Genomic DNA, 19,620 nt, shown 5'->3' on the forward strand with positions numbered 1-19,620 from the left:
CAGATGAAAGCCCATGTTGATTCAGAGCCCCAATGCGTTGCCCTTCACACGCCGCTGGCACGGCCCGCCCAGGGCCTGTCGCCGGCCCTGACTTGGCTGTTCTCGGTGACCTGCGCCCTGGCGGTGGCCAATGTCTACTTCGCCCAGCCCCTGCTCGACAGCATCGCCCAAAGCCTGGGCGTGGCCGCGGCCACTGTTGGCATGGTGGTGACCGCGACCCAGGTGGGCTATGGGCTGGGGCTGCTGTTTATCGTGCCGCTGGGGGACCTGCTCAACCGCAAACGGCTGGTGCTGACCCTGGTGCTGCTGTCGGCACTGGCACTGGCGGCGGCCGGCGCGGCGCAGCAATGGCTGGCATTGCTGGCGGCGATGATGGTGGTGGGGTTGCTGGCGGTGGTGGTGCAGATTCTCGTGGCCTACACCGCCGCCCTGGCGAGCCCCGCGCAACGGGGCGAGGCGGTGGGCACGGTGACCAGTGGCATCGTCCTGGGCATTTTGCTGGCGCGCTTCACCTCGGGGCTGGTCGCTGACCTGGCGGGGTGGCGTGCGGTGTATTTCGTATCGTCGGCCTTGATGCTGGTGATCGCGGCGGTGCTGTGGAAAGTGGCCCCGGCCACTGTGGCCGGAAAGGGCACGCAGACTTACCGGGCGCTGCTGGGCTCGCTGTTCCAACTGCTGCGCAGCGACCGGTTGCTGCGGGCGCGGGGGCTGTTGGCCTTGCTGGTGTTCGCCGCGTTTTCGGTGCTGTGGACCACCATGGTGCTGCCGCTCAGTGCTGCGCCTTGGTCGTTGTCCCACACGGCCATTGGCCTGTTCGGCCTGGCGGGCGTGGCCGGTGCGCTCGCCGCGCGGCGCGCCGGGCGCTGGGCCGACCAAGGCCTGGGGCAACGGGTGACGGGCATCTCCTTGGGGCTGTTGCTGCTGGCCTGGCTGCCGATCGCCTTTACCGAAACTTCGCTGCTCGCCCTGGTGTGCGGGGTTATCCTCCTCGATTTCGCGGTGCAAGCCGTGCATGTCACCAGCCAGAGCCTGATTTTCGCCGCCCGGCCCGACGCCCAGAGCCGCATGGTCGGCGCCTACATGGGCTTCTATTCCCTGGGCAGCGCCCTGGGCGCCGTGGCCGGGACCCAGGTCTATGGGCGCTGGGGCTGGGGCGCCGTTAGCGCGTTGGGTGCCGGCATCAGTGGCGTGGCGCTGTTGATGTGGCTCTACGGGCGCTGGCGCAACGCTTGTTGCAACTGATGCACCGCGCTCGCTTCCACGGCGCTTTCATCGGCCCCCGCCGCAAAGGTGGCGCAACACGCGGTAGCACCGGCGTCTGCACCGCGATACACCGCCACCACACTGCCCGGCCAGCAGCCGATCCAGCCACAGCGCCGCGTGGCGAGCACCAAACCGTCGCGCACCAGGGGCAGGGCGGTGGCGGCCTGATGAAGGGCGGCACCATCGCCCATGGGCGCAGTGGCCAGCGACTAGAATCCACAGGGCAACCCCAATCGAGGAAACCCGACATGACCGCCAAAAACACCCTCTGCCTATGGTTCGATGGCGCCGCGCTGGAAGCCGCGACCTTCTACGCCCAGACCTTCCCCGACAGCGCCGTCAACGCAGTCCACCACGCGCCCGGTGACTACCCGGCGGGCAAGCAGGGCGATGTGCTGACGGTGGCGTTCACCGTAATGGGCATACCCTGCCTGGGCCTGAACGGTGGCCCGGCGTTCAAACAGACCGAGGCGTTTTCGTTTCAAGTGGCCACCGATGACCAGGCCGAAACCGATCGCCTGTGGCACGCCATCGTCGCCAACGACGGCCAGGAAAGCGCCTGCGGCTGGTGCAAGGACAAGTGGGGCGTGTCCTGGCAAATCACCCCGCGCCAGTTGACGGCAGCCATCAGCCACCCGGACCCGGCGGTGGCCAAGCGTGCGTTCGAGGCGATGATGGAGATGGGCAAGATTGATATCGCCAGGATCGAGGCGGCGGTGAAGGAGTAGGTTGCAGGGGGGCATAAGCCTGATGGCTCAATGCTCCAAACTGATACCATCACGCCATCGACCCGCCGAGCAGAAAAGATGAACCGTCGTAAAAAGATCAAGCAACTGCTACAGGCCCATGCCAAAAAGGCCAGCGCCAAGTTGGCACCGCAGAACAAGCCTAAATACATCAGCAAAGCCGACCGCCTGAAAATGGCCACCGAGGCGGGTGATGATCCCATCATGCCTTCTGAGAGCTGATGGCCCAATGCCAATAAGCGCTTGCTCGCTCAGGGCAGCGCGGCTACTGTCAATGCCATGAATCAATCGCCCGCTCTCTTGACCACGACCACCACGACCGCCAAAGGCGAGTCGTGAGAGGTGCCGTGAGCCAATAACCCACACACTTCAAAGGCCCGCCAGTGATGGAAAGGGCCTTTTTTCTGCCCTTGCGTCGCTGGCCAAAACGCAAGGAAAAGCACCATGTACGCACTGTTGATTCTCGATATGCAGGTGGGTTTGTTTCATGGCCCGGAAAAACCCTGGGCCGGCGAAGCGCTGCTAGACACCCTCAATACGCTGTTAAACAGCGCCCGGAACGCCGGCGCGCCGATTTTTCTCGCCCGCCATGTGGGCCCGCCCGGCTCACCGATCGAACCGGGAAGCCCATTGACGCAACTGGTCCCGCAGCTGCTGCTACAGGGCGACGAAGTGGTTTTCGAGAAAACCCGGCCCAACGCCTTCGTCAACACGGCCCTGGCCGATCATCTGCGCGCCTGTGGCGTGGAAGGTGTGGTGGTCTCGGGAATGAAAACCCAGTATTGCGTCGACAGCACCTGCCGCGCCGCCCGGGATATGGGGTTCGAGGCGGTGCTGATCGCCGATGGCCATACCTGCTCAGACACCCCGGCGCTGAAGGCCGACGCAATAATCGCTCACCACAACACAACGCTGGCGGGAGCATTCTGCCGCGTCCTACGGGCTGAGGATTGGCATTTCTAAGGGCGGGCGGATCGGCCCACAGGAGGGCCGATCTGTCTGTTTTGGGGGCAGGGGGGCATCACATCAACGCTTCGCCGCTGTCCTGGCACAACAGGTCGGCCACCGCCCGGTTCGCTTTGGCACTTGGACCTTTAAGAACTCTCAAGGCTGACTTTTAGGCCTGCCCGTTCGGCCAGTTCAATAATGTGCGCTACTCGATCGGCGTCACCAATAAACCCGTTGTAATTCTCACCTCCGTCGTCCAAGTGAAAATAACGCTTACCACACTGCGCCAACCATCGATCAAAGTTGTCGAGTACCTCGGGTATCGATGTAGCCTCTTTGGGCACATAAACGTAGGGCTCTGTCAGGCCCTGGGCGCGAACCAGATACGGCGCCTGATACTCAAACACGTCATGACTTCTCCAATCCATGCTCATTAGAACGAGGTGTTCAAGTTTTTGCCCTTTTGAGTCATTCAGCAGTCCCTCGGTGAGGGCGCCGGACGGGTCGTCACCCATTGCGAACCTGCGCATGACACGCCGCACAAGCCTGGCGCCTTCTTTTTCCGGAACGACAGCGACCAGCGCCTGGGTAAAGGCCTCGAGGGCTTTTTTCTGTGTGGGGTCAGTTTGCTCAGGCCGTAGCTCTTTCATGATTGCCGAGGCGCTGAGGTTGGTTTCTTCAGGTGGCGGCATGGTAAAACGCCCACCAAACAACCGATCTAATAAACCCATACCACTCCCTGGAACACCGTGAAGTTACAACTGAAATAGTGGCTGCCGATCGAGGCTTACCGCTGTCGAATTAACTGGCACGCCGTGAAGTTTGTCGACCTGTTGCGGGTTTGCATCTACCTGTGATCGACACTTGCCTGCCATGAAAGGTTCCGGCACGGGGAAAATCAGTGGGGACGGCATGGCTCAAGGGCAAGGGGCAAAGATTCATCGGTATTTAAAAAGCACCCCACTCATGTATTGATTTAAATCGCGCAGGTCCTGAACGCTCCAAGCGTGTGGCGATAGTTTGGCTCCATTCTCTTGCAAGGTTTCAGGGGGGCGAATCTCCATTGGGGCGAAGTATGATCGACGAGGCAATAACGCCTGTGTAGTCATGTAATCGTTCCATAGGCTGCCCTTTACGGTAAAAGATAGGTTGTGGTTTTTTATAAAAATATAGAAATGCCCATTCGGCCTATCAAAAACACGAGCAAAATCAAAAAGAACACTCGGATAAAGCCACTTCCATAGCGCAGCGCCAAAAACGTGCCTGTGAGGGAGCCCGCAATATTGCAAATCCCGACCACTCCCCCGATTGTCCATAACACATTGCCCGAGGGGATGAAAAATATAAGCGCCGCAATGAACGTACCTAAGTTGACCAGTTTTGCCGAAGCGGACGCATTTAAAAAGTCGAAGCCGAAGGCTTTTACGAAAACGAAAAGCAGAAGGCTTCCACTCCCTGGCCCAAATACACCATCATAAAATCCGATGAGCCCCCCAAAACAAGTCCCTAATAGGATTTCCTTTCTTTGGTAGTTCTGCTTTAAATGAACACGGCCTAGATCCTTCTTGGCAAATGTATAGGTCGCCATGGCTATCAAAATAATGAATACTACATACTCCATGAATTTTTTAGGTACCAGCGAAACAGAAACTGCGCCAAGAAATGCAAATGCAAACGCTGAGATCATCATTGGAACCATAAGCTTCCAGATGATCTTTATTCTTTTTACATAGGTGAGTATGGATGATAGGTTGCCCGCCAGTACCGCCAGCTTATTGGTTCCAAAAACAGTGGCCAGGCTGTACTGGGGCAGGGCATGCAAAAGTGCTGGTACCTGTACCAGGCCTCCACCGCCAACCGCAGCGTCAATCAGGCCACCACAGAATGCAAAAAAACCTAACGCAACCAAGGCGTATTCAACGTGCATATCAATCATCCAGCCAGTACTTGTAATCATGACAAGGTGATCTGACGACATTTTACTCGGAGACTATGCCGCCACTCGCATTATTGAGCCTCCTGAGTAATTGAGTGGTCAATAACGTCGAACGGTTTTGCAATGATGTCGAACTCATGATTTCGCCTTTATCATCCTTTGGGCGCTGGTTGAAATTTCCTGCGCGAATCGGACTCGATCAAATTAGTTGGTTGATATGGTAATCACAAGTGATTTATAGTGAGCCGATCATTCATTTTAAATGAGCGGTTGGCTAATGGAGCTCTCGCAATTAACCATGTTCAAAACAGTTGCCGAGCAAGGCAGTATCGTTCGAGCGTCTGAGCTATTGCATTGTGTTCCTTCAAATATAACAAATAGGATAAAGCTCCTCGAAAGTGAGTTAGGAGTATCGCTTTTTATAAGAAAAGGTAGAGGGCTGATTATTAGCCCGTCAGGTGTGTTGTTTCTGACCTATACAAACAAAATTCTATCGTTGTGCCAAGAAGCTCGCAGGGCGCTGGAACCCAGTTCGATGCCATCGGGGATATTGAGTATTGGTGCGATAGAATCTTGCGCGACAGGACGGCTGCCTAAGCTGTTATCTAAGTTTCACCAGAATTATCCTTCAGTTCAAATGCAATTCAGCACCGGGCCATGGCCTCAACTCTTAAGTGATGTAGTGGCCCATAAATTAGATTGTGCAGTTATTGCTGCCGACAATGAACATCCTGACATCAGCCGTTTGGAGATTTACAAAGAGGAGCTTGTGTTGATTGCTTCTCCTGATATGGGTGATATAAAAAAACCTCAAGACCTGAGTGGGAGAAATATTTTTATGTGGCCTGAGGGATGCCCTTATCGGAAATCTCTTGAAGGCTGGCTTGACGAGCATCGTGTTGCGACGGTTATAACAAGTATCGCCAGCTATGGAACTATTCTTGGTTGCGTAAGTTCGGGTGCGGGGGTTTCACTTGTGCCCAAAGGTTTTTTTGAACAGTTCAAGAGTGTTGGGGGCATATGTGGACATACGTTCGATGACTTGGCGCCCATACAAAACTATTTTGTATGGAATAAGCATGCAGGTCTTCATCGTGCGAAAGACAAGTTTGCTGAGTTGTTGGAGGATGAGTTCAAAGATATTTGATTAAGCGTTGAGGGTTCTATAAGGCGGGTGCCACTTAACGCAACCCCCGTGCGGTTGAGCCGGACGGCGAGCGTGAACCCGGGCGGCTCATGCACGTTGTTGGAGCGGGCTGCCCCCGGCACCGTAGGTCCAGCCTATGTTCGGGCCGCCGCCCCTTTGCTTGCACGCGGCCGAGTTTATGCTGATACAATGCGATAAATTCTCATTCACACTTGTCGTATCTCGTGCAGCCCACATCATCGGTAAACCCTCACCCGCATCATGCTCTCGATCAGCTTTACAGCCACCACCACGGCTGGCTGCAGGGCTGGCTGCGCAAGCGCCTGGGCAATGCCGCCGATGCGGCGGACCTGGCTCAGGATACGTTCCTGCGCTTGCTCAGCAATGCGCCTGGCGAGCGCCTGGACTTGAAAGCGCCGCGCGCCTATTTGGCGACCATCGCCAATCGCCTGTCTATTAACCTCTACCGCCGCCGCTCCCTGGAGCAGGCCTATCTCGCTGCGCTGGCGCAAACACCGGAAGGCCTGGCGCCATCGCTGGAATATCAGGCGCTGGTACTCGAAGCCCTCGACGAGATCGACCAAGTACTTGCCTTATTGCCGACCAAAACCCGGCAGGCGTTCCTGATGGCGCAGTTGGAGGGGTACACGCAGGAAGAGATCGCCAGCCGCCTCAACCTCAGCGTGCGTTCGGTACAGCGCTACCTTGCGCTGGCGTTTGAAGAGTGCATCGTGTTCGCTAGCCAGAGCGCGCAGCAGAATGAGTAATACGCCCATCGACCGGCGCATTGCCCGCGAAGCGGCTGTTTGGTTCGTGCGCTTGCAGAACAGCAGCGCTTGCGCCGCCGACCATGCCGCCGGCGCCGAGTGGCGGGCGCAGCACGCCGATCATGAGCGGGCCTGGCAACTGGCCGAGCGCTTCAGTGACCGCACCCAACAGCTTGCCGGTGGTGCCGGCCGGGCGGCTCTGGAACGCCCGCGCAGCCTGGAGCGGCGACAGGTGCTCAAGACCCTCGCGTTGCTGATCGCCGCTGCCCCGCTTGGTTTCGCAGCGCACCAGGGTTTGCCGTGGCGTGAGTGGCAGGCGGACGAGCGCACCGCCACGGGGGAGCAGCGCACCCTGTATCTGCCGGATGGCGGACAGATTCGCCTGAACACCGGCAGCGCCGTCGATATTGCCTACGACGACAACGTTCGTCGCTTGCGCCTGATTGCCGGCGAGATGCTTGTCGAGGTGCCGCGCGAGCATGCCAGGCGCCCGTTCATCGTCGATACCGCACAAGCGCAAGTTACCCTGCTCGGCAGCCGTTTTTTGGTGCGTCAGTATCCACAGCGCACCTACCTTGCCGCGCTGCAGGGCGCTGTCGAGGTGCGCCCGCGGCTATCACGGGGTGATGAGGGCCTGGTGCGTCTAGCCCCCGGCCGGCAAACCCATGTCAGCGCCCAGGCTGCGCAGCCTTCAATGGCACTGGCGCAGGGCCGTCTCGACTGGCTCAACAACGTGCTGCGCGCAGAAAAAATGCGCCTCGATGACTTCGTCAGCGAGCTGGATCGCTATCGCCCAGGCCTGCTGCGTTGCGATCCAGCAGTGGCTGGGCTGCTGATCTCGGGTGCTTTCCAGTTGCGCGACACCGATCAAATACTCCGCGCCCTGAGCCAGGCTCTGCCGGTGGACGTGCACTATCGCTCGCCCTATTGGGTCACCATCACGGCGCGCGCAAAGGCGTAAAGAGAATCATTGTCGTGTTTTCTTGATGCTGCGTGTCCCTCCCGTAACCACATTATTTTCACTGGGCGGGGACGAACACATGGCAACGACGCAGGGCATGCAACCACTGGCGCGAGCGGTTCACGCTGCCGCACTGGGTCTTATCATCGCGGGTGGCAGCCTGACTCCAGCCTCGGTGCAGGCCGCAGAGCAAGGCGCGCAACACAGCCGCGCCTATCAGGTGCCTGCCGGCAACCTGAGCAGGGCTCTCTCCGAGTTCGCAAGCCAGGCAGGAATCACCCTGGCCATCGAACCGGGCCTGGTGGAAGGTTTGCGCAGCCCTGGCCTGAATGCCGCCACCAGCGTCGAAGGCGGCCTGCAGCAACTGCTGCAGGGGAGCGGTCTGCAAGCGTCACCGCAGGGTAACGGCCTGTACCTGCTGGCACCGCAAGTCGTTGGCACAGGCCTGGAGCTGGGCGCGACCAGCATTACTGGCCAGCGCATGGCGGCGACTACCGAGAACAGCGGCTCGTACACCACCGGGGCGATGCAAACGGCCACCAAGCTGCCCTTGAGTTTGCGCGAAACACCGCAGTCGGTGAGCGTCGTCACGCGCAAACGCATGGACGACAAAGCCATGACCAGCATCAGCGATGTCGCCAAAAGCGCACCGGGCATTTTCCTCAACAATTCCGGTGGTGTAGGGCGGCCTAGTTTCAGCGCGCGCGGTTTTGACATCGATAACATCATGTATGACGGTTTCCCCACCAGTTTCCTGACCTACCTGCCCAGCGGAGAAGCCAACCTGGCCATGTATGACCGGGTGGAGATCGTCCGCGGGGCCACCGGGCTGGCCCAGGGGGCCGGTAACCCCGCCGGTGCCATCAACCTGGTGCGCAAGCGCCCGACGCACACATTCCAGGGCACGCTCACCGGCAGCGCCGGTAGTTGGGACGATTACACCGGCACGCTGGATGTCGGCGGCCCGCTCAATGAAAACGGCACCCTGCGCGCCCGTACCGTGGTTTCGCGGCAGGACGCCAAAAGCTTTCGTGACTCGGTGCAAAGCGATCACGATCTGTTCTACGGCGTGGTCGACGCCGACCTGAGTGAAAGCACCACCCTGACGCTTGGGGCCTATCGGCAGAAGAACCATACCAACTACATCTGGGGCGGGTTGCCCATGGCCCGTGGCGGCGGCCATCTCGGACTGCCACGCGACACCTTCCTGGGGCATGACTGGGAATACTCGGACGATCAGACCACCGGCTATTTCGCCACCCTGGAGCAAGGCTTCGCCAACGACTGGACGCTGCGCCTGGCAGCCATGCAGTCGAAGACCGACACTGATGTACTGGCCTCTTCGGTATGGGAATACGACCGCCACTATTTATGGACGGAAGCCATGGAGCAGAAGGAGACCGGCTACGATCTGGCGCTCAGCGGCCCCTTCCAGTTGCTCGGCCAAGCACATGACCTGACTATCGGCGTAAGCAAGCGCAAGCTGGATTATCGTTCCGGCAAGGCCTGGAGCGATTTCATCGACACTGGCAGCAATCCCTTCGACTGGGACCCAGGCGCTCATCCCAAACCCGATTACGTCACGGGCAGTGATGGCCTTCCCGAGACCACTACCCAGGACAGTGTCTATGCCAGCACCCGCCTGCGCCTGAGCGAACCCCTGTCGTTGATTCTCGGTGGTCGTGTTGACTGGTACGAATTCGACGACAGCGCCAACAGTGAGGGCAACTTCAAGGTCACTCGCAACCTGACCCGCTATGCCGGCCTCGTCTATGACCTGGACACCAACCACTCGGTCTATGTCAGCTACACCGATATCTTCAAGCCGCAGAGCAGCAAAGGCCTGGACAGGAAAGTGATCGACCCTGTCGTGGGCGAGAACTACGAAATGGGTATCAAGGGCGAATACTTTGGTGGCGCCCTGAACACCAACATGGCGGTCTTCCAGATCGACCAGAAGAACCGTGCCCAAGAGTTGCCTGAATCCAAAGGTTGCGGTTCAGGCGCTGCCAGTGCCTGCTACGAAGCGGCCGGACTGGTCCGCAGCCGCGGCATCGATCTGGAAATCCAGGGCGCCCTGACCGACAACTGGCAACTGGCCGCCGGTTACACCTACACCCAGACCCAATACGTCAGCGACGCCAACGCAGCCCGAGAAGGCGAAGATTTCGACCGCAAGAAACCGCGTCAAATGTTCAAGCTGGCCACGATCTACACCTTGCCTGGTGAGTTGCAGCGCTGGCGCGTGGGGGGTGATGTCTACCAGCAAAGCCGCATCCGCACCTCGGGGGGCACTGGCACCAGCGCATGGAAAAACCAGCAGGGCTCGTACACGGTGGCCGGTTTGGTTGCAGGCTACAAGGCGAGCGAGCAATTGGATCTGCAGGTCAACGTCAATAACCTGTTTGATCGTACTTACTACAGCAGCGTCGCCAATGGAGCCTATAACCCGTATGACATCTACGGCGATCCACGCAATTTGAAACTGACTGCCCGTTACAGCTTCTAAGCAGCTGTTCATCGTCAAGGATCATTCACTCTGAGGCTTAATCAGGAGAACAGAAATGGACGCACTCACCCGAACACTCAGAGAAACAATCGCGGCCGCTGACCGGGCCATTACGGCGGAAAACTTCGACGAATTGATGAAGTTTTATGCCGATGACGCAAGTCTCGTCGTCAAGCCAGGTTTGACCGTCACCGGGAAAGACAGCATCCGCCGAGCTTTTGTCGCCATTGCGCAGCACTTCAATCACAGCATCGTTGTTACTCAGGGAAAGATGCAGGTCATACCCGGCGGTGATGTGGCGCTTGTCATCATGGAAACCCGGCTACAGGCCACGGATAAGGCGGGTGCAGAAAGCCAGAGCATGCGCCGGGCCACCTACGTATTTCGACAGGTCTCGGAAAAGTGGTTATGTGTAGTGGACAATTCCTATGGGACGACGTTGCTGGATGAGGTTGTTGAACCGTAGGCATTTAAACAGGAGGGTGTCCACTCTATAGGTGGGCGCCCTTGCTCGCAGGTGAGAGGTGGCAGTTTACTGATCCGCCAGGTGTGCCCAGGCGCACGCTGAACCCAGGCTCTGTACGAGAGGCAGTGTCGCGAACGCCGCATGGCACAGGCCAAGAATCCCAGGGCGGTGGATTTTACCGGGCTCCCAGTGCATCGAAAGCAACGACGCGGCATTTTAAAAGCTCCCGAAAATTGGCATTTTCGTTGGTCGCGGGATATTGGGTCAGGCCTGGCCGGTTTTCAGCGCCCCACCGCCACTTTCGGCAGGACGCCGGGGGAGAGGGGGACCGCTGATGAAAGATACAACGCTAAGTTACTGATTCTTATAGGGCCTTAGGCCTGCGTTAAACAGGCTGACAGAGTGTGCATTTTCCTTTACTATTAACGGCTTACGTGCGCCTTAAAGAACACCCTGGCAGGGTGGGGTCGTTGGTTCGAATCCAATCGCACCTGCCAAACACAATCCGCTCTACGGGGCGGTCTAGAAGGGCTCATCGAAAGGTGGGCCCTTTTTCGTTGTCTGCGATTTTCAAGGCTTTTGCAAAGTCCTCGTTCTTTGCGGTGTATTGCTTGCTTAATCGTCACGCCACTCACTCGTCACTCTGGTAATCACCCATGGAAATCAAGGTCAACTTTCTCGACAACCTTCGGCTTGAAGCAAAGTTCGATGACTTTACGGTGGTGGCCGACCAGCCTATTCGCTACAAGGGTGACGGTTCGGCGCCGGGGCCGTTCGATTACTTCCTGGCGTCTTCGGCTCTGTGCGCGGCATATTTTGTGAAGTTGTACTGCCAGACTCGCAATATTCCCACCGACAACATTCGCTTGTCGCAGAACAACATCGTGGACCCGGAAAACCGCTACAACCAGATTTTCAAGATTCAGGTCGAGTTGCCGGCGGATATATCCGCCAAGGACCGCCAGGGTATCTTGCGTTCCATCGACCGTTGCACGGTGAAGAAAGTCGTGCAGACCGGGCCTGAGTTTGTCATTGAAGAAGTAGAGAGCCTCGACGCCGACGCCCAGGCGTTGCTGATGCCCCATGCCTTGTCAGACAACGGCACCTACATCGTAGGCAAAGACCTGCCGCTGGAGCAGACCATCGCCAATATGTCGGGGATTCTGGCCGGCCTGGGCATGAAGATTGAAATCGCTTCGTGGCGCAATATCGTGCCCAACGTGTGGTCGCTGCACATCCGCGATGCGCATTCGCCCATGTGCTTTACCAACGGCAAGGGCGCGACCAAGGAGGGTGCCTTGGCGTCGGCGTTGGGCGAGTTCATCGAGCGGCTCAACTGCAATTTCTTCTACAACGATCAGTTCTGGGGCGAAGAGATCGCCCATGCCGAGTTTGTGCATTACCCGGACGAGCGCTGGTTCCAGCCTGGCCGCAAAGATACGTTGCCAGCGGAAATTCTCGACGAGCACTGTCGCAAAATTTACAACCCCGATGGCGAGTTGCGCGGCTCGCACCTGTACGACACCAACTCGGGCAATATCGAGCGCGGCATTTGCTCGCTGCCGTTTGTGCGCCAGTCTGATGGCGAAGTGGTGTATTTCCCCTCCAACCTGATCGAAAACCTGTTCCTCAGCAACGGCATGAGTGCGGGTAATACGCTGGCCGAGGCGCAGGTGCAGTGCCTGTCGGAGATCTTCGAGCGCGCGGTGAAACGCGAAATCCTGGAGGGTGAATTGGCCCTGCCGGATGTGCCCCGGGAGGTGCTGGCCAAGTACCCCGGGATTCTCGCCGGCATCCAGGGCCTGGAGGCCCAGGGCTTCCCGGTGTTGGTGAAGGATGCGTCCCTGGGCGGCGAGTTCCCGGTGATGTGCGTGACCTTGATGAACCCGCGCACGGGCGGTGTGTTTGCCTCATTCGGTGCGCACCCGAGCCTGGAAGTGGCGCTGGAGCGTAGCCTCACCGAGTTGCTCCAGGGCCGCAGTTTCGAAGGCCTCAATGACCTGCCGCAGCCGACCTTTGAAAGCCAGGCGCTGATGGAGCCGAACAACTTTGTCGAGCACTTCATCGATTCCAGCGGTGTGGTGTCGTGGCGCTTCTTCAGCGCCAAGGCGGATTTCGAGTTCGTCGAGTGGGACTTCACCAGCCAGGGCGAAAACGCCAACGCCGACGAAGCCGCGACCCTGTTTGGCATTCTCGAAGGCCTGGGCAAGCAAGTGTATATGGCGGTGTACGAGCATATCGGCGCCAAGGCCTGCCGCATCCTGGTGCCGGACTATTCGGAAATCTACCCGGTTGACGATTTGATCTGGGACAACACCAACAAGGCGCTGTTTTTCCGCGAAGACATCTTGAACCTGCACAGCCTGGACGATGACGCTCTCAAGGCATTGGTCGAGCGCCTGGCGCAAAGCGAACTGGATGATTACACCGACATCACCACGTTGATCGGCATCGAGTTTGACGACAACACGGCGTGGGGCCAGTTGACCATCCTGGAGCTGAAACTGCTGATTTACCTGGCTTTGCAGCAGTATGAGGAGGCCAAGGAGTTGGTGGAGATGTTCCTGCAGTACAACGACAACACGGTCGAGCGCGGGCTGTTTTACCAAGCCGTGAATGTGGTGCTGGAAGTGCAGATGGACGACGAGATGGACCTGGATGATTACGAGGTCAATTTGCGCCGGATGTTCGGCGACGCGCGGGTGGACGCAGTGATCGGCTCGGTGCAAGGCAGTGTGCGTTTCTACGGCTTGACGCCGACCAGCATGAAGCTCGAAGGCCTGGACAGGCACCTGCGGCTGATCGACAGCTATAAAAAGCTGCATTCGGCGCGGGCCACTGGGGCGGTGGTGTCTCGCTAGGCGAGTGGTGGGGCGACTTCCGCCAGTTAAACCACCGAGCCCGTATAAGTCTTCGCTTAATTGATCGGCAATCGGTAGGGCAGGCCTTCGCCTAGCCCGCGCGGTGCTTTAGTGATCGCCAGCAGCAACCGCCGCGGGTTTAATCAGTGCTTCATTCATAGGGGCAAGTGAGGTGCACGTTGGTACAGCGACGTCAGTTCAGCGGGGCGATGAAGGGTAAGAACCTGCGCTACTTGCACGAGCATGAATGCCAGCCTGGGCAGGCCGCGCGGGCGGGGTTCCTGTTGCTGGAGCATTTTTCGTTGCCGGCGTTCACTCAGGTCTTGGACACCATCGTCACCGCCAACCTGCTGCGCCCTGAGTTGTTCACCACTAAGACCTTCGGCCTTGGCCCGGGCGAGGTGGTCAGCGACCTGGGCCTGGTGATCCGCCCGGACGCCTGCCTGGATATGGCCCAGATCGCCACGTTGGATTTGCTGGTGGTCTGCGGCGGCTACCGCACTGAGCTCAAGGCCGATGACGCGCTGATTGGCCTGTTGCAACGGGCCGGTGAGCAGGGCGTGATGCTGGCAGGCATCTGGAACGGTGCGTGGTTTTTGGGGCGGGCGGGTTTGTTGGACGGCTATCGCTGCGCGATTCACCCGGAGCATCGGCCTGCGTTGGAAGAGATTGCGCGGTTGACCCAGGTCACCAGTGAGGCCTTTGTGGTGGACCGCGACCGCTTCACCGCGTCGAGCCCCACGGGGTCGTTCTATATGGCGCTGGAGTGGGTCCGCACCCTGTATGACAAGGGGTTGACCGATGGCATCGAAGACATCCTGGCGTTCGAGGCCTCCCGCTATCGGCGCATCAAGCCGGCGCTCAAGGTGTCGGTGAGCGGGCCGCTGCGTGAGGTGGTCCACCTGATGGATGCCAATCTGGAAGAACCGTTAGAGCTGGAGGCGCTGTGCCTGTACGCGGGCCGCTCGCGGCGCCAGATCGAGCGGCTGTTCAAGGAGCAACTGGGGGCAACGCCGCAGCGCTATTACATGGATTTGCGCATTACCGAGGCGCGGCGCTTGCTCCAGCACACCACGCTGACGATGGTCGAGGTGTCGGTGGCTTGCGGGTTTGTCTCGCCCAGCCACTTCAGCAAGTGCTACAGCGCGTACTTTGGCTATCGCCCGTCGAAGGAGGTGCGGCTGGTCAGGTAAGTGGGGGTTTAGTCTTTTAAATCCATGGGCGTTACACTCGGCCCTCTTCCTGGCTGGGGCCGACCATGCTGATTATTGTTGAAGACGGGACGGGGCGAGCGGACGCCAACAGCTTCGTGTCGTTGCAACGGCTGGTGTTTTATCGCGATTTCTACGGTTTTCTCATTCCGGCGACCGAGAACGAGCAAAAAGCGCTGTTGCTACGGGCCGCGCAGGACATCAACGCACGGCAGTGGAAGGGCACCCAGACCCACGAAGCCCAAGCCATGGCCTGGCCGCGTCGCGGCTGTGTGGTGGGTGGGCAATTGCTGGCCGCCAACACGGTGCCCTTGGAAATCGAATGGGGGCAGTTGCGCCTGGTCGTGGAGTTGTATGCCGCCGAGCATGGCATGGGCGTGCCGGACCCGGCATTCAGTGTCGATGAGGGCGCGCCGCTGCTGCGCCCCGACCCCGGCGCGATGATGCGCCCAGCGCCTTATGCGCCGAGCCGTGCGCAGTTTGCCGATTACCTGGTCAGGCGCGGGCTGACGGTTGTGCAGGGGTAATGTCCAGTTCGCCTTCAAGGAAGATCCTGCGCCGCGTCTTGTGGCTGAGGGCCATGTGCTTGCAGGCACGGTAAATGGGCTCGAAGGCGGCTGCGTCAACCTCCGGGCGTTGTTGCAGGAAACCGGCGACCAGCGCGTCGTAGCTCGCTTCGTCGATAAACTGGCTCAGTTCCTTGCGGTACAGAAAGCCCAGTTGTAGCCCCAGGGTCTGTGCATTGAAGCGCGAGGGGTAGGTGAAGACATTCTCCATGTCGATCACCCGCATGGCACCCTCTGCGGCCTCGGGGACCATGATGTTCGCCACCCACAGATCCAGGTGAATCAGGTTGCGGCTGTGCATGTCCATGAGCAGGTTCATGCAACCTGAGATGAACTCGGCCGTGCGCTGCGGATGTTTGCGCAGCCATTGCAGGCCATTGACGTGTCCGTCGAGGTATTCGGTCAGCAGCACGAATTCACGCACGATGCCGAACCTGGGTTTGACCATGCCAAAACCCACGACCTGGGCGGTCTTCATGCCACGCTGGGCGGCAATCAGGGTGTTCATCAATTCTTCCAGCGGCCAATCGAATCGCCCTGAACGCTTAGGGCGCCCCAGAGTGACGCGCAGGCGTTTGGGCAGCGTCTTGACTCGCTGTACCTTCATGAACACTTTGTTGTGATCGTCGCCCACGGGTTGGCTGACACGTTTGGGGCGGTCTTGGAAATGGGGCTCGATCAACTTGGTGATAGCGTCGAGTAACGACCTGTTGGGTAGGTGCGAGAAACTCAAGGACGCCTTAGCGACACGGTGGCAAAGAGGAAATGCAGCTCTGGCGGCTTTAAGCGACGGCACTGGGCATCCTGCCTTTTTGTTGTGAATCGCGGCATATTGCCATCGGGTGGATCCAATTTCTAGAGCTATCTGTCAGTTTTTTCTGTGTCGTAAGTAAGAGGTCAGGCCCGTGTCCATTGAGGTTCGCAGCTTTCAACGTCTTGCTTGGCTGTCTGTTTCGCGACTGCGGTTTTTACTGCCCTCAAGCACGTGCTATCGCCATGGTGCAGCAGGCAGATGGGAAGCAGGGCGGGTTGCTTTCGGTGGGGCGGTGTGGGGGAAGAGGAAGGCTTGCAGGTATTTCGCCAGCCATTGCAGAGGACAAAGGGCTGGCGATGACTCGTTCGGGCTCAGGGGGTTTCGCGTTTGTCTGGTGCGGTCAAACCGGCCTGGATGCGTTGGTAGATTTCTTCACGATGCACGGCGACGTCTTTCGGAGCGTTGATGCCGATCCGGACCTGTTGGCCGCTGACGCCCAGGATGGTGATCGTAATGTCATCACCGATATTTATGCTTTCACCGACTTTGCGAGTGAGTATCAGCATGATCTTCTCCTTGATTGCTTGGTAGGGCACCTGATTCAGATAATGCAGATGTCGGTAGTATGGATGGATAACGGCGCAGTGCCACTGTTTGAGTGCCTCTTTCTGACGCGTAGGCGCGGTATAAATTCCCGAGGCGTAACTATACAGAGGCGATAAACATCATTCCTGTTGTTTTGCGTCTGTTTTGCGGCGTTCATTGGCGAGCATGGGTGATAAAATCGCCGCTTTTGCCAGGTAGAAGGAGTGGGGTGTGCGCAAATTGGCGTTGGTAGTGGGTGTATTGGCCTTGGCGGGCTGCGGGCAGGGCAACGACCATCCAGGCTCCAGCAAGCCCGCGACGCCTGCTCAGATAGCTGCGGCGGCCCCGCAATGGGATCTTCAAGTCCAGGGCCAAACCCCGCAAGCGGTGAGCGATGTGGCGGCCTGGCTGATCGAGCACGGCTTCAGCACTTACATCGCTAACGACGGTGGCAAGACGCGAATCCTGGTCGGCCCCTTCGCTACCAAGGCCGAGGCCGAGGCCAAGCAGGCTTTGCTGGTAGAGAAGCTGGCCACCGCTAAAAAGCGCAGCATTGAATCCTTTGTGGTCGAGCACGTTCCAGCCTCCTGAGGCTCGTCAGCCGCAGGCTTTCATATCCACCGGCCCGACAAATTCATTGCCACGCCCCATGACGCAGGCCACGGTTTGGTTGCGTTGGCGTTCCCAACTCTGCACCGGGTAGGTCTTGTTCCAGGCTTCATAAAGTTGGCGGTCCTGCTTGGACAGACGCAAACCGTACTGCTTGCTCATATAAAAGTAGGTGCGGGCGATCATGCCGCGGATCGAGGGCCGTGGCATGACTTTCTTGGCCTTGAAGTCCACTTGGGTCAGGCATGAGCCGTACTGGCCACTCTGCACCGGCAACCAGCCGAAGCTGAAATTGCTGCGATCACCATTCACCTCACCGATGCTGGGGACCAGGTTGTGCAGGTCCGCCTCTGCTTTTTGGTAGGAGGGGTCATGGCGCGTGCAGTTCTTGCGCCCGCCGCTTTGCCAGCATTGGCGTTGATGGCCGATCTGCCAGGCCGGGACGATGTGTTCCCATTCGATGCGCGCGGCGCGGTTAGCGTTTTTGCGCGGCACGTACCCGCATGCTGCAAGGTTGACGCGATTGCCGGTGTACTTGCAGCCGCAATAGAACTCGGTGGATTGAGGGGCGTAGAGCTTCCACGCAACCTTCTTCGCTTCACTGAATGTGCGCGGAGCCTGGGCATGGGCGGTGAAAGTGGCGAGGAGGCAAAGCAAGGCGAACAGGCGGGCAATCATTGACTCAATCTTCCTTCGGCACAGTCCAGAAAACATGCACGCCACCGTCATCGCGGTGAGCGAGGGTGACGTTGTCGTTTTCGTCGATCTCGTCGAGCAGCTGTTCCCACAACTCCATGGGCTCATCGGCAAGGCGAAAGATCAGGGCAGTCTTGGCCCTCTGTGCGGCAGGGGCATTGATGATGGCTTGGATACGCAGGCCCAAGCGCTCGTAGGCGCTGGGTGCGGGAGTCTCTGGAGTTTTCGCCACGGGATGATCCTTATTAAGCTGTACGCACATACAGTATTTAACTGTAGGATTTTTCGCAACTGCTTAAAATTCAAGAAGATCCTGTGACAGCGCTTTTTAACGCTTGCTGCATATGAGGAATTTTTTTTGTGTGGCGAGGGGGAGTGCAGGACTGCCCGCCAAGGCAGGCGGGCAGAGAGCCCGGCCTGGAGGGGCCGGGGCAGGCGTATCAGTATTCCCAGAACATCCGTTGCAACTCTTTGCTATCGGACGTCTTGGTCAGTGCCACCATCGCCAGGATGCGGGCCTTTTGTGGGTTCAGGTCATGGGCGACCACCCAGTCGTACTTGTCGTCAGGCTGTTCGGCGTTGCGCAGTACGAAACCGCCAGCGTTTACGTGGGAAGAACGAATGATCTGCACGCCATCCTTGCGCAGCGCTTGCAGGGTAGGCACCACGCGGGAAGAGACCGAGCCGTTGCCGGTGCCGGCATGGATGATCGCCTTGGCGCCGGACTGGGCCAGAGCCTTGTAGGCTGTATCGTTGACGTTGCCGTAGGAATAGGCGATTTCAACGTCAGGCAGGCTCTTGATGGTCTTGATGTCGAACTCGGAATCCATGGTGTGGCGCTTGGCGGGCAAGCGGAACCAGTAGGATTTGCCTTCCACGACCATACCCATCGGGCCCCAGGCGCTTTTGAACGCTTCGGTCTTGATGTTAATCATCTTGCTGACATCGCGGCCCGACTGGATCTCGTCGTTCATGGTGACCAACACGCCCTTGCCGCGGGCCTCTTTGCTGCCGGCAACGGCGACGGCGTTATACAGGTTGAGCATGCCATCGGCCGACATGGCGGTGCCAGGGCGCATCGACCCTACGACAACGATGGGCTTGTCGGTTTTTTCCACGAGGTTGAGGAAGTACGCGGTTTCTTCCAGGGTGTCGGTGCCGTGGGTGATGACAATCCCATCGACGTCCTTGCTGTCGGCCAGTTCGGCAACGCGGCGGCCCAGTTGCAGCAGGTTTTCATTGGTGATGCTTTCGGAAGCGATCTGCATGACCTGTTCGCCACGCACGTTGGCCAGTTGGCTCAGCTGCGGCACGGCGGCGATCAGTTGCTCGATGCCGACCTTAGCCGCTTGGTAGGTCGCGCTGTTGGCGGCACTGGCGCCGGCGCCGGCAATGGTGCCGCCGGTGGCGAGAACGACCACGTTAGCCAATTTTTGCTGGGTTTCGACTTCTTTGGCTTGCAGTGCCGTCGGGAGTAGCAGGAGCAGGGCCAAGGCGCCCGGAATAAAGGTGTTGAAGGCAGGTTTCATTGTTTTTCTCTCTTGTAGTGATGACGGTGCGATTCAGTTCACCTAGAAACGCCCCCAGGCAGGTCT

21 protein-coding genes and 1 pseudogene are annotated in these 19,620 nt (G+C 58.7%); 13 read left to right on the forward strand and 9 right to left on the reverse strand.

Annotated features, from left to right (window positions below; all coding sequences use genetic code 11):
• Positions 1 to 3: 3 nt before the first annotated feature.
• Positions 4 to 1,242 (forward strand): MFS transporter, encoded by a 1,239-nt coding sequence (locus CKW13_RS19900; protein ID WP_095110484.1) that lies wholly within the window; start codon positions 4 to 6, stop codon positions 1,240 to 1,242.
• Here CKW13_RS19900 and CKW13_RS19905 read toward each other — a convergent pair.
• Positions 1,209 to 1,454 (reverse strand): hypothetical protein, encoded by a 246-nt coding sequence (locus tag CKW13_RS19905; protein ID WP_095110485.1) that lies wholly within the window; start codon positions 1,452 to 1,454, stop codon positions 1,209 to 1,211. The genes CKW13_RS19900 and CKW13_RS19905 overlap by 34 nt on opposite strands.
• Before the next feature lie 57 nt (positions 1,455 to 1,511).
• On the opposite strand from CKW13_RS19905, the gene CKW13_RS19910 reads away from it, so the two are divergent.
• The 3 genes from CKW13_RS19910 to CKW13_RS19920 all read left to right on the forward strand — a co-directional run bounded on the left by CKW13_RS19910 (position 1,512) and on the right by CKW13_RS19920 (position 2,972).
• Positions 1,512 to 1,991, forward strand: a complete 480-nt coding sequence (locus tag CKW13_RS19910; RefSeq protein ID WP_095110486.1) for a VOC family protein — start codon at positions 1,512 to 1,514, stop codon at positions 1,989 to 1,991.
• A gap of 78 nt (positions 1,992 to 2,069) precedes the next feature.
• On the forward strand, positions 2,070 to 2,231 hold the full coding sequence (locus tag CKW13_RS19915) for a DUF2986 domain-containing protein (protein ID WP_095110579.1): 162 nt from the start codon (positions 2,070 to 2,072) through the stop codon (positions 2,229 to 2,231).
• Between the two features lie 222 nt (positions 2,232 to 2,453).
• Positions 2,454 to 2,972, forward strand: coding sequence for a cysteine hydrolase family protein (locus tag CKW13_RS19920; protein WP_095110487.1), 519 nt, complete (start codon positions 2,454 to 2,456; stop codon positions 2,970 to 2,972).
• Between the two features lie 131 nt (positions 2,973 to 3,103).
• On the opposite strand, the gene CKW13_RS19925 is transcribed toward CKW13_RS19920, so the two are convergent.
• The 3 genes and pseudogenes from CKW13_RS19925 to CKW13_RS19935 form a co-directional block, all read right to left on the reverse strand.
• Positions 3,104 to 3,688: a hypothetical protein gene (locus CKW13_RS19925; RefSeq protein ID WP_095110488.1), complete on the reverse strand. Its 585-nt coding sequence runs from the start codon at positions 3,686 to 3,688 to the stop codon at positions 3,104 to 3,106.
• A 207-nt stretch (positions 3,689 to 3,895) separates the two neighbouring features.
• Positions 3,896 to 4,076, reverse strand: a pseudogene (locus CKW13_RS24820) (cytochrome c); the annotation flags it as partial.
• A 40-nt stretch (positions 4,077 to 4,116) separates the two neighbouring features.
• A complete protein-coding gene (locus tag CKW13_RS19935) occupies positions 4,117 to 4,884 on the reverse strand; it encodes a TSUP family transporter (RefSeq protein ID WP_095110489.1) in 768 nt (255 codons plus the stop codon).
• A gap of 286 nt (positions 4,885 to 5,170) precedes the next feature.
• Here CKW13_RS19935 and CKW13_RS19940 point away from each other — a divergent pair, with 286 nt between their 5' ends.
• From CKW13_RS19940 to CKW13_RS19975, 8 genes are all read left to right on the forward strand, one after another.
• Positions 5,171 to 6,040, forward strand: a complete 870-nt coding sequence (locus CKW13_RS19940; protein ID WP_095110490.1) for a LysR family transcriptional regulator — start codon at positions 5,171 to 5,173, stop codon at positions 6,038 to 6,040.
• Positions 6,041 to 6,264: 224 nt separating this feature from the next.
• Positions 6,265 to 6,807 (forward strand): sigma-70 family RNA polymerase sigma factor, encoded by a 543-nt coding sequence (locus tag CKW13_RS19945; protein ID WP_095110491.1) that lies wholly within the window; start codon positions 6,265 to 6,267, stop codon positions 6,805 to 6,807.
• Positions 6,800 to 7,768: a FecR domain-containing protein gene (locus CKW13_RS19950; RefSeq protein WP_095110492.1), complete on the forward strand. Its 969-nt coding sequence runs from the start codon at positions 6,800 to 6,802 to the stop codon at positions 7,766 to 7,768. The genes CKW13_RS19945 and CKW13_RS19950 overlap by 8 nt, the downstream gene beginning before the upstream one ends.
• A 79-nt stretch (positions 7,769 to 7,847) precedes the next feature.
• Entirely contained in the window at positions 7,848 to 10,277 is a 2,430-nt protein-coding gene (locus CKW13_RS19955) for a TonB-dependent receptor (RefSeq protein ID WP_256576638.1), read from the forward strand.
• Between the two features lie 55 nt (positions 10,278 to 10,332).
• Complete coding sequence (locus CKW13_RS19960; RefSeq protein WP_095110494.1) at positions 10,333 to 10,743, forward strand: SgcJ/EcaC family oxidoreductase; 411 nt, start codon at positions 10,333 to 10,335, stop codon at positions 10,741 to 10,743.
• A 656-nt stretch (positions 10,744 to 11,399) separates the two neighbouring features.
• Positions 11,400 to 13,604 (forward strand): OsmC domain/YcaO domain-containing protein, encoded by a 2,205-nt coding sequence (locus CKW13_RS19965; protein WP_095110495.1) that lies wholly within the window; start codon positions 11,400 to 11,402, stop codon positions 13,602 to 13,604.
• Between the two features lie 179 nt (positions 13,605 to 13,783).
• Positions 13,784 to 14,797: a GlxA family transcriptional regulator gene (locus CKW13_RS19970; protein ID WP_176465150.1), complete on the forward strand. Its 1,014-nt coding sequence runs from the start codon at positions 13,784 to 13,786 to the stop codon at positions 14,795 to 14,797.
• A gap of 65 nt (positions 14,798 to 14,862) precedes the next feature.
• Complete coding sequence (locus CKW13_RS19975) at positions 14,863 to 15,342, forward strand: DnaT-like ssDNA-binding protein (RefSeq protein ID WP_095110497.1); 480 nt, start codon at positions 14,863 to 14,865, stop codon at positions 15,340 to 15,342.
• Here CKW13_RS19975 and CKW13_RS19980 read toward each other — a convergent pair.
• Positions 15,311 to 15,988 carry a lipopolysaccharide kinase InaA family protein gene (locus CKW13_RS19980; RefSeq protein WP_218192065.1) on the reverse strand — a complete coding sequence of 226 codons (678 nt, stop codon included), beginning with the start codon at positions 15,986 to 15,988 and terminating at the stop codon, positions 15,311 to 15,313. The genes CKW13_RS19975 and CKW13_RS19980 overlap by 32 nt on opposite strands.
• A 518-nt stretch (positions 15,989 to 16,506) precedes the next feature.
• Positions 16,507 to 16,701 carry a carbon storage regulator CsrA gene (gene csrA / locus CKW13_RS19985; protein WP_007920550.1) on the reverse strand — a complete coding sequence of 65 codons (195 nt, stop codon included), beginning with the start codon at positions 16,699 to 16,701 and terminating at the stop codon, positions 16,507 to 16,509.
• Between the two features lie 250 nt (positions 16,702 to 16,951).
• Here csrA and CKW13_RS19990 point away from each other — a divergent pair, with 250 nt between their 5' ends.
• A complete protein-coding gene (locus tag CKW13_RS19990) occupies positions 16,952 to 17,311 on the forward strand; it encodes an SPOR domain-containing protein (RefSeq protein ID WP_095110499.1) in 360 nt (119 codons plus the stop codon).
• A gap of 6 nt (positions 17,312 to 17,317) precedes the next feature.
• Here the strand turns inward: CKW13_RS19990 and CKW13_RS19995 are convergent, their stop codons facing one another.
• From CKW13_RS19995 to CKW13_RS20005, 3 genes are all read right to left on the reverse strand, one after another.
• A complete protein-coding gene (locus CKW13_RS19995) occupies positions 17,318 to 18,007 on the reverse strand; it encodes an endonuclease (protein ID WP_095110500.1) in 690 nt (229 codons plus the stop codon).
• A 4-nt stretch (positions 18,008 to 18,011) separates the two neighbouring features.
• Entirely contained in the window at positions 18,012 to 18,287 is a 276-nt protein-coding gene (locus tag CKW13_RS20000; protein WP_095110501.1) for a DUF1654 domain-containing protein, read from the reverse strand.
• 178 nt (positions 18,288 to 18,465) lie between these two features.
• Complete coding sequence (locus CKW13_RS20005; RefSeq protein ID WP_095110502.1) at positions 18,466 to 19,554, reverse strand: asparaginase; 1,089 nt, start codon at positions 19,552 to 19,554, stop codon at positions 18,466 to 18,468.
• Between the last annotated feature and the right edge of the window lie 66 nt (positions 19,555 to 19,620).

Origin of the sequence: Pseudomonas sp. Irchel 3E20, assembly GCF_900187645.1 — a bacterium.
GTDB lineage: Bacteria > Pseudomonadota > Gammaproteobacteria > Pseudomonadales > Pseudomonadaceae > Aquipseudomonas.

Bases quoted from the DNA above. Each gene is read 5' to 3' on its own strand.
- CKW13_RS19900 (WP_095110484.1), top strand. From the start codon at position 4: ATGAAAGCCCATGTTGATTCAGAGCCCCAATGCGTTGCCCTTCACACG.
- CKW13_RS19905 (WP_095110485.1), bottom strand. From the start codon at position 1,454: ATGGGCGATGGTGCCGCCCTTCATCAGGCCGCCACCGCCCTGCCCCTG.
- CKW13_RS19910 (WP_095110486.1), top strand. From the start codon at position 1,512: ATGACCGCCAAAAACACCCTCTGCCTATGGTTCGATGGCGCCGCGCTG.
- CKW13_RS19915 (WP_095110579.1), top strand. From the start codon at position 2,070: ATGAACCGTCGTAAAAAGATCAAGCAACTGCTACAGGCCCATGCCAAA.
- CKW13_RS19920 (WP_095110487.1), top strand. From the start codon at position 2,454: ATGTACGCACTGTTGATTCTCGATATGCAGGTGGGTTTGTTTCATGGC.
- CKW13_RS19925 (WP_095110488.1), bottom strand. From the start codon at position 3,688: ATGGGTTTATTAGATCGGTTGTTTGGTGGGCGTTTTACCATGCCGCCA.
- CKW13_RS19935 (WP_095110489.1), bottom strand. From the start codon at position 4,884: ATGCACGTTGAATACGCCTTGGTTGCGTTAGGTTTTTTTGCATTCTGT.
- CKW13_RS19940 (WP_095110490.1), top strand. From the start codon at position 5,171: ATGGAGCTCTCGCAATTAACCATGTTCAAAACAGTTGCCGAGCAAGGC.
- CKW13_RS19950 (WP_095110492.1), top strand. From the start codon at position 6,800: ATGAGTAATACGCCCATCGACCGGCGCATTGCCCGCGAAGCGGCTGTT.
- CKW13_RS19955 (WP_256576638.1), top strand. From the start codon at position 7,848: ATGGCAACGACGCAGGGCATGCAACCACTGGCGCGAGCGGTTCACGCT.
- CKW13_RS19960 (WP_095110494.1), top strand. From the start codon at position 10,333: ATGGACGCACTCACCCGAACACTCAGAGAAACAATCGCGGCCGCTGAC.
- CKW13_RS19965 (WP_095110495.1), top strand. From the start codon at position 11,400: ATGGAAATCAAGGTCAACTTTCTCGACAACCTTCGGCTTGAAGCAAAG.
- CKW13_RS19975 (WP_095110497.1), top strand. From the start codon at position 14,863: ATGCTGATTATTGTTGAAGACGGGACGGGGCGAGCGGACGCCAACAGC.
- CKW13_RS19980 (WP_218192065.1), bottom strand. From the start codon at position 15,988: ATGAAGGTACAGCGAGTCAAGACGCTGCCCAAACGCCTGCGCGTCACT.
- csrA (WP_007920550.1), bottom strand. From the start codon at position 16,701: ATGCTGATACTCACTCGCAAAGTCGGTGAAAGCATAAATATCGGTGAT.
- CKW13_RS19995 (WP_095110500.1), bottom strand. From the start codon at position 18,007: ATGATTGCCCGCCTGTTCGCCTTGCTTTGCCTCCTCGCCACTTTCACC.
- CKW13_RS20000 (WP_095110501.1), bottom strand. From the start codon at position 18,287: ATGTGCGTACAGCTTAATAAGGATCATCCCGTGGCGAAAACTCCAGAG.
- CKW13_RS20005 (WP_095110502.1), bottom strand. From the start codon at position 19,554: ATGAAACCTGCCTTCAACACCTTTATTCCGGGCGCCTTGGCCCTGCTC.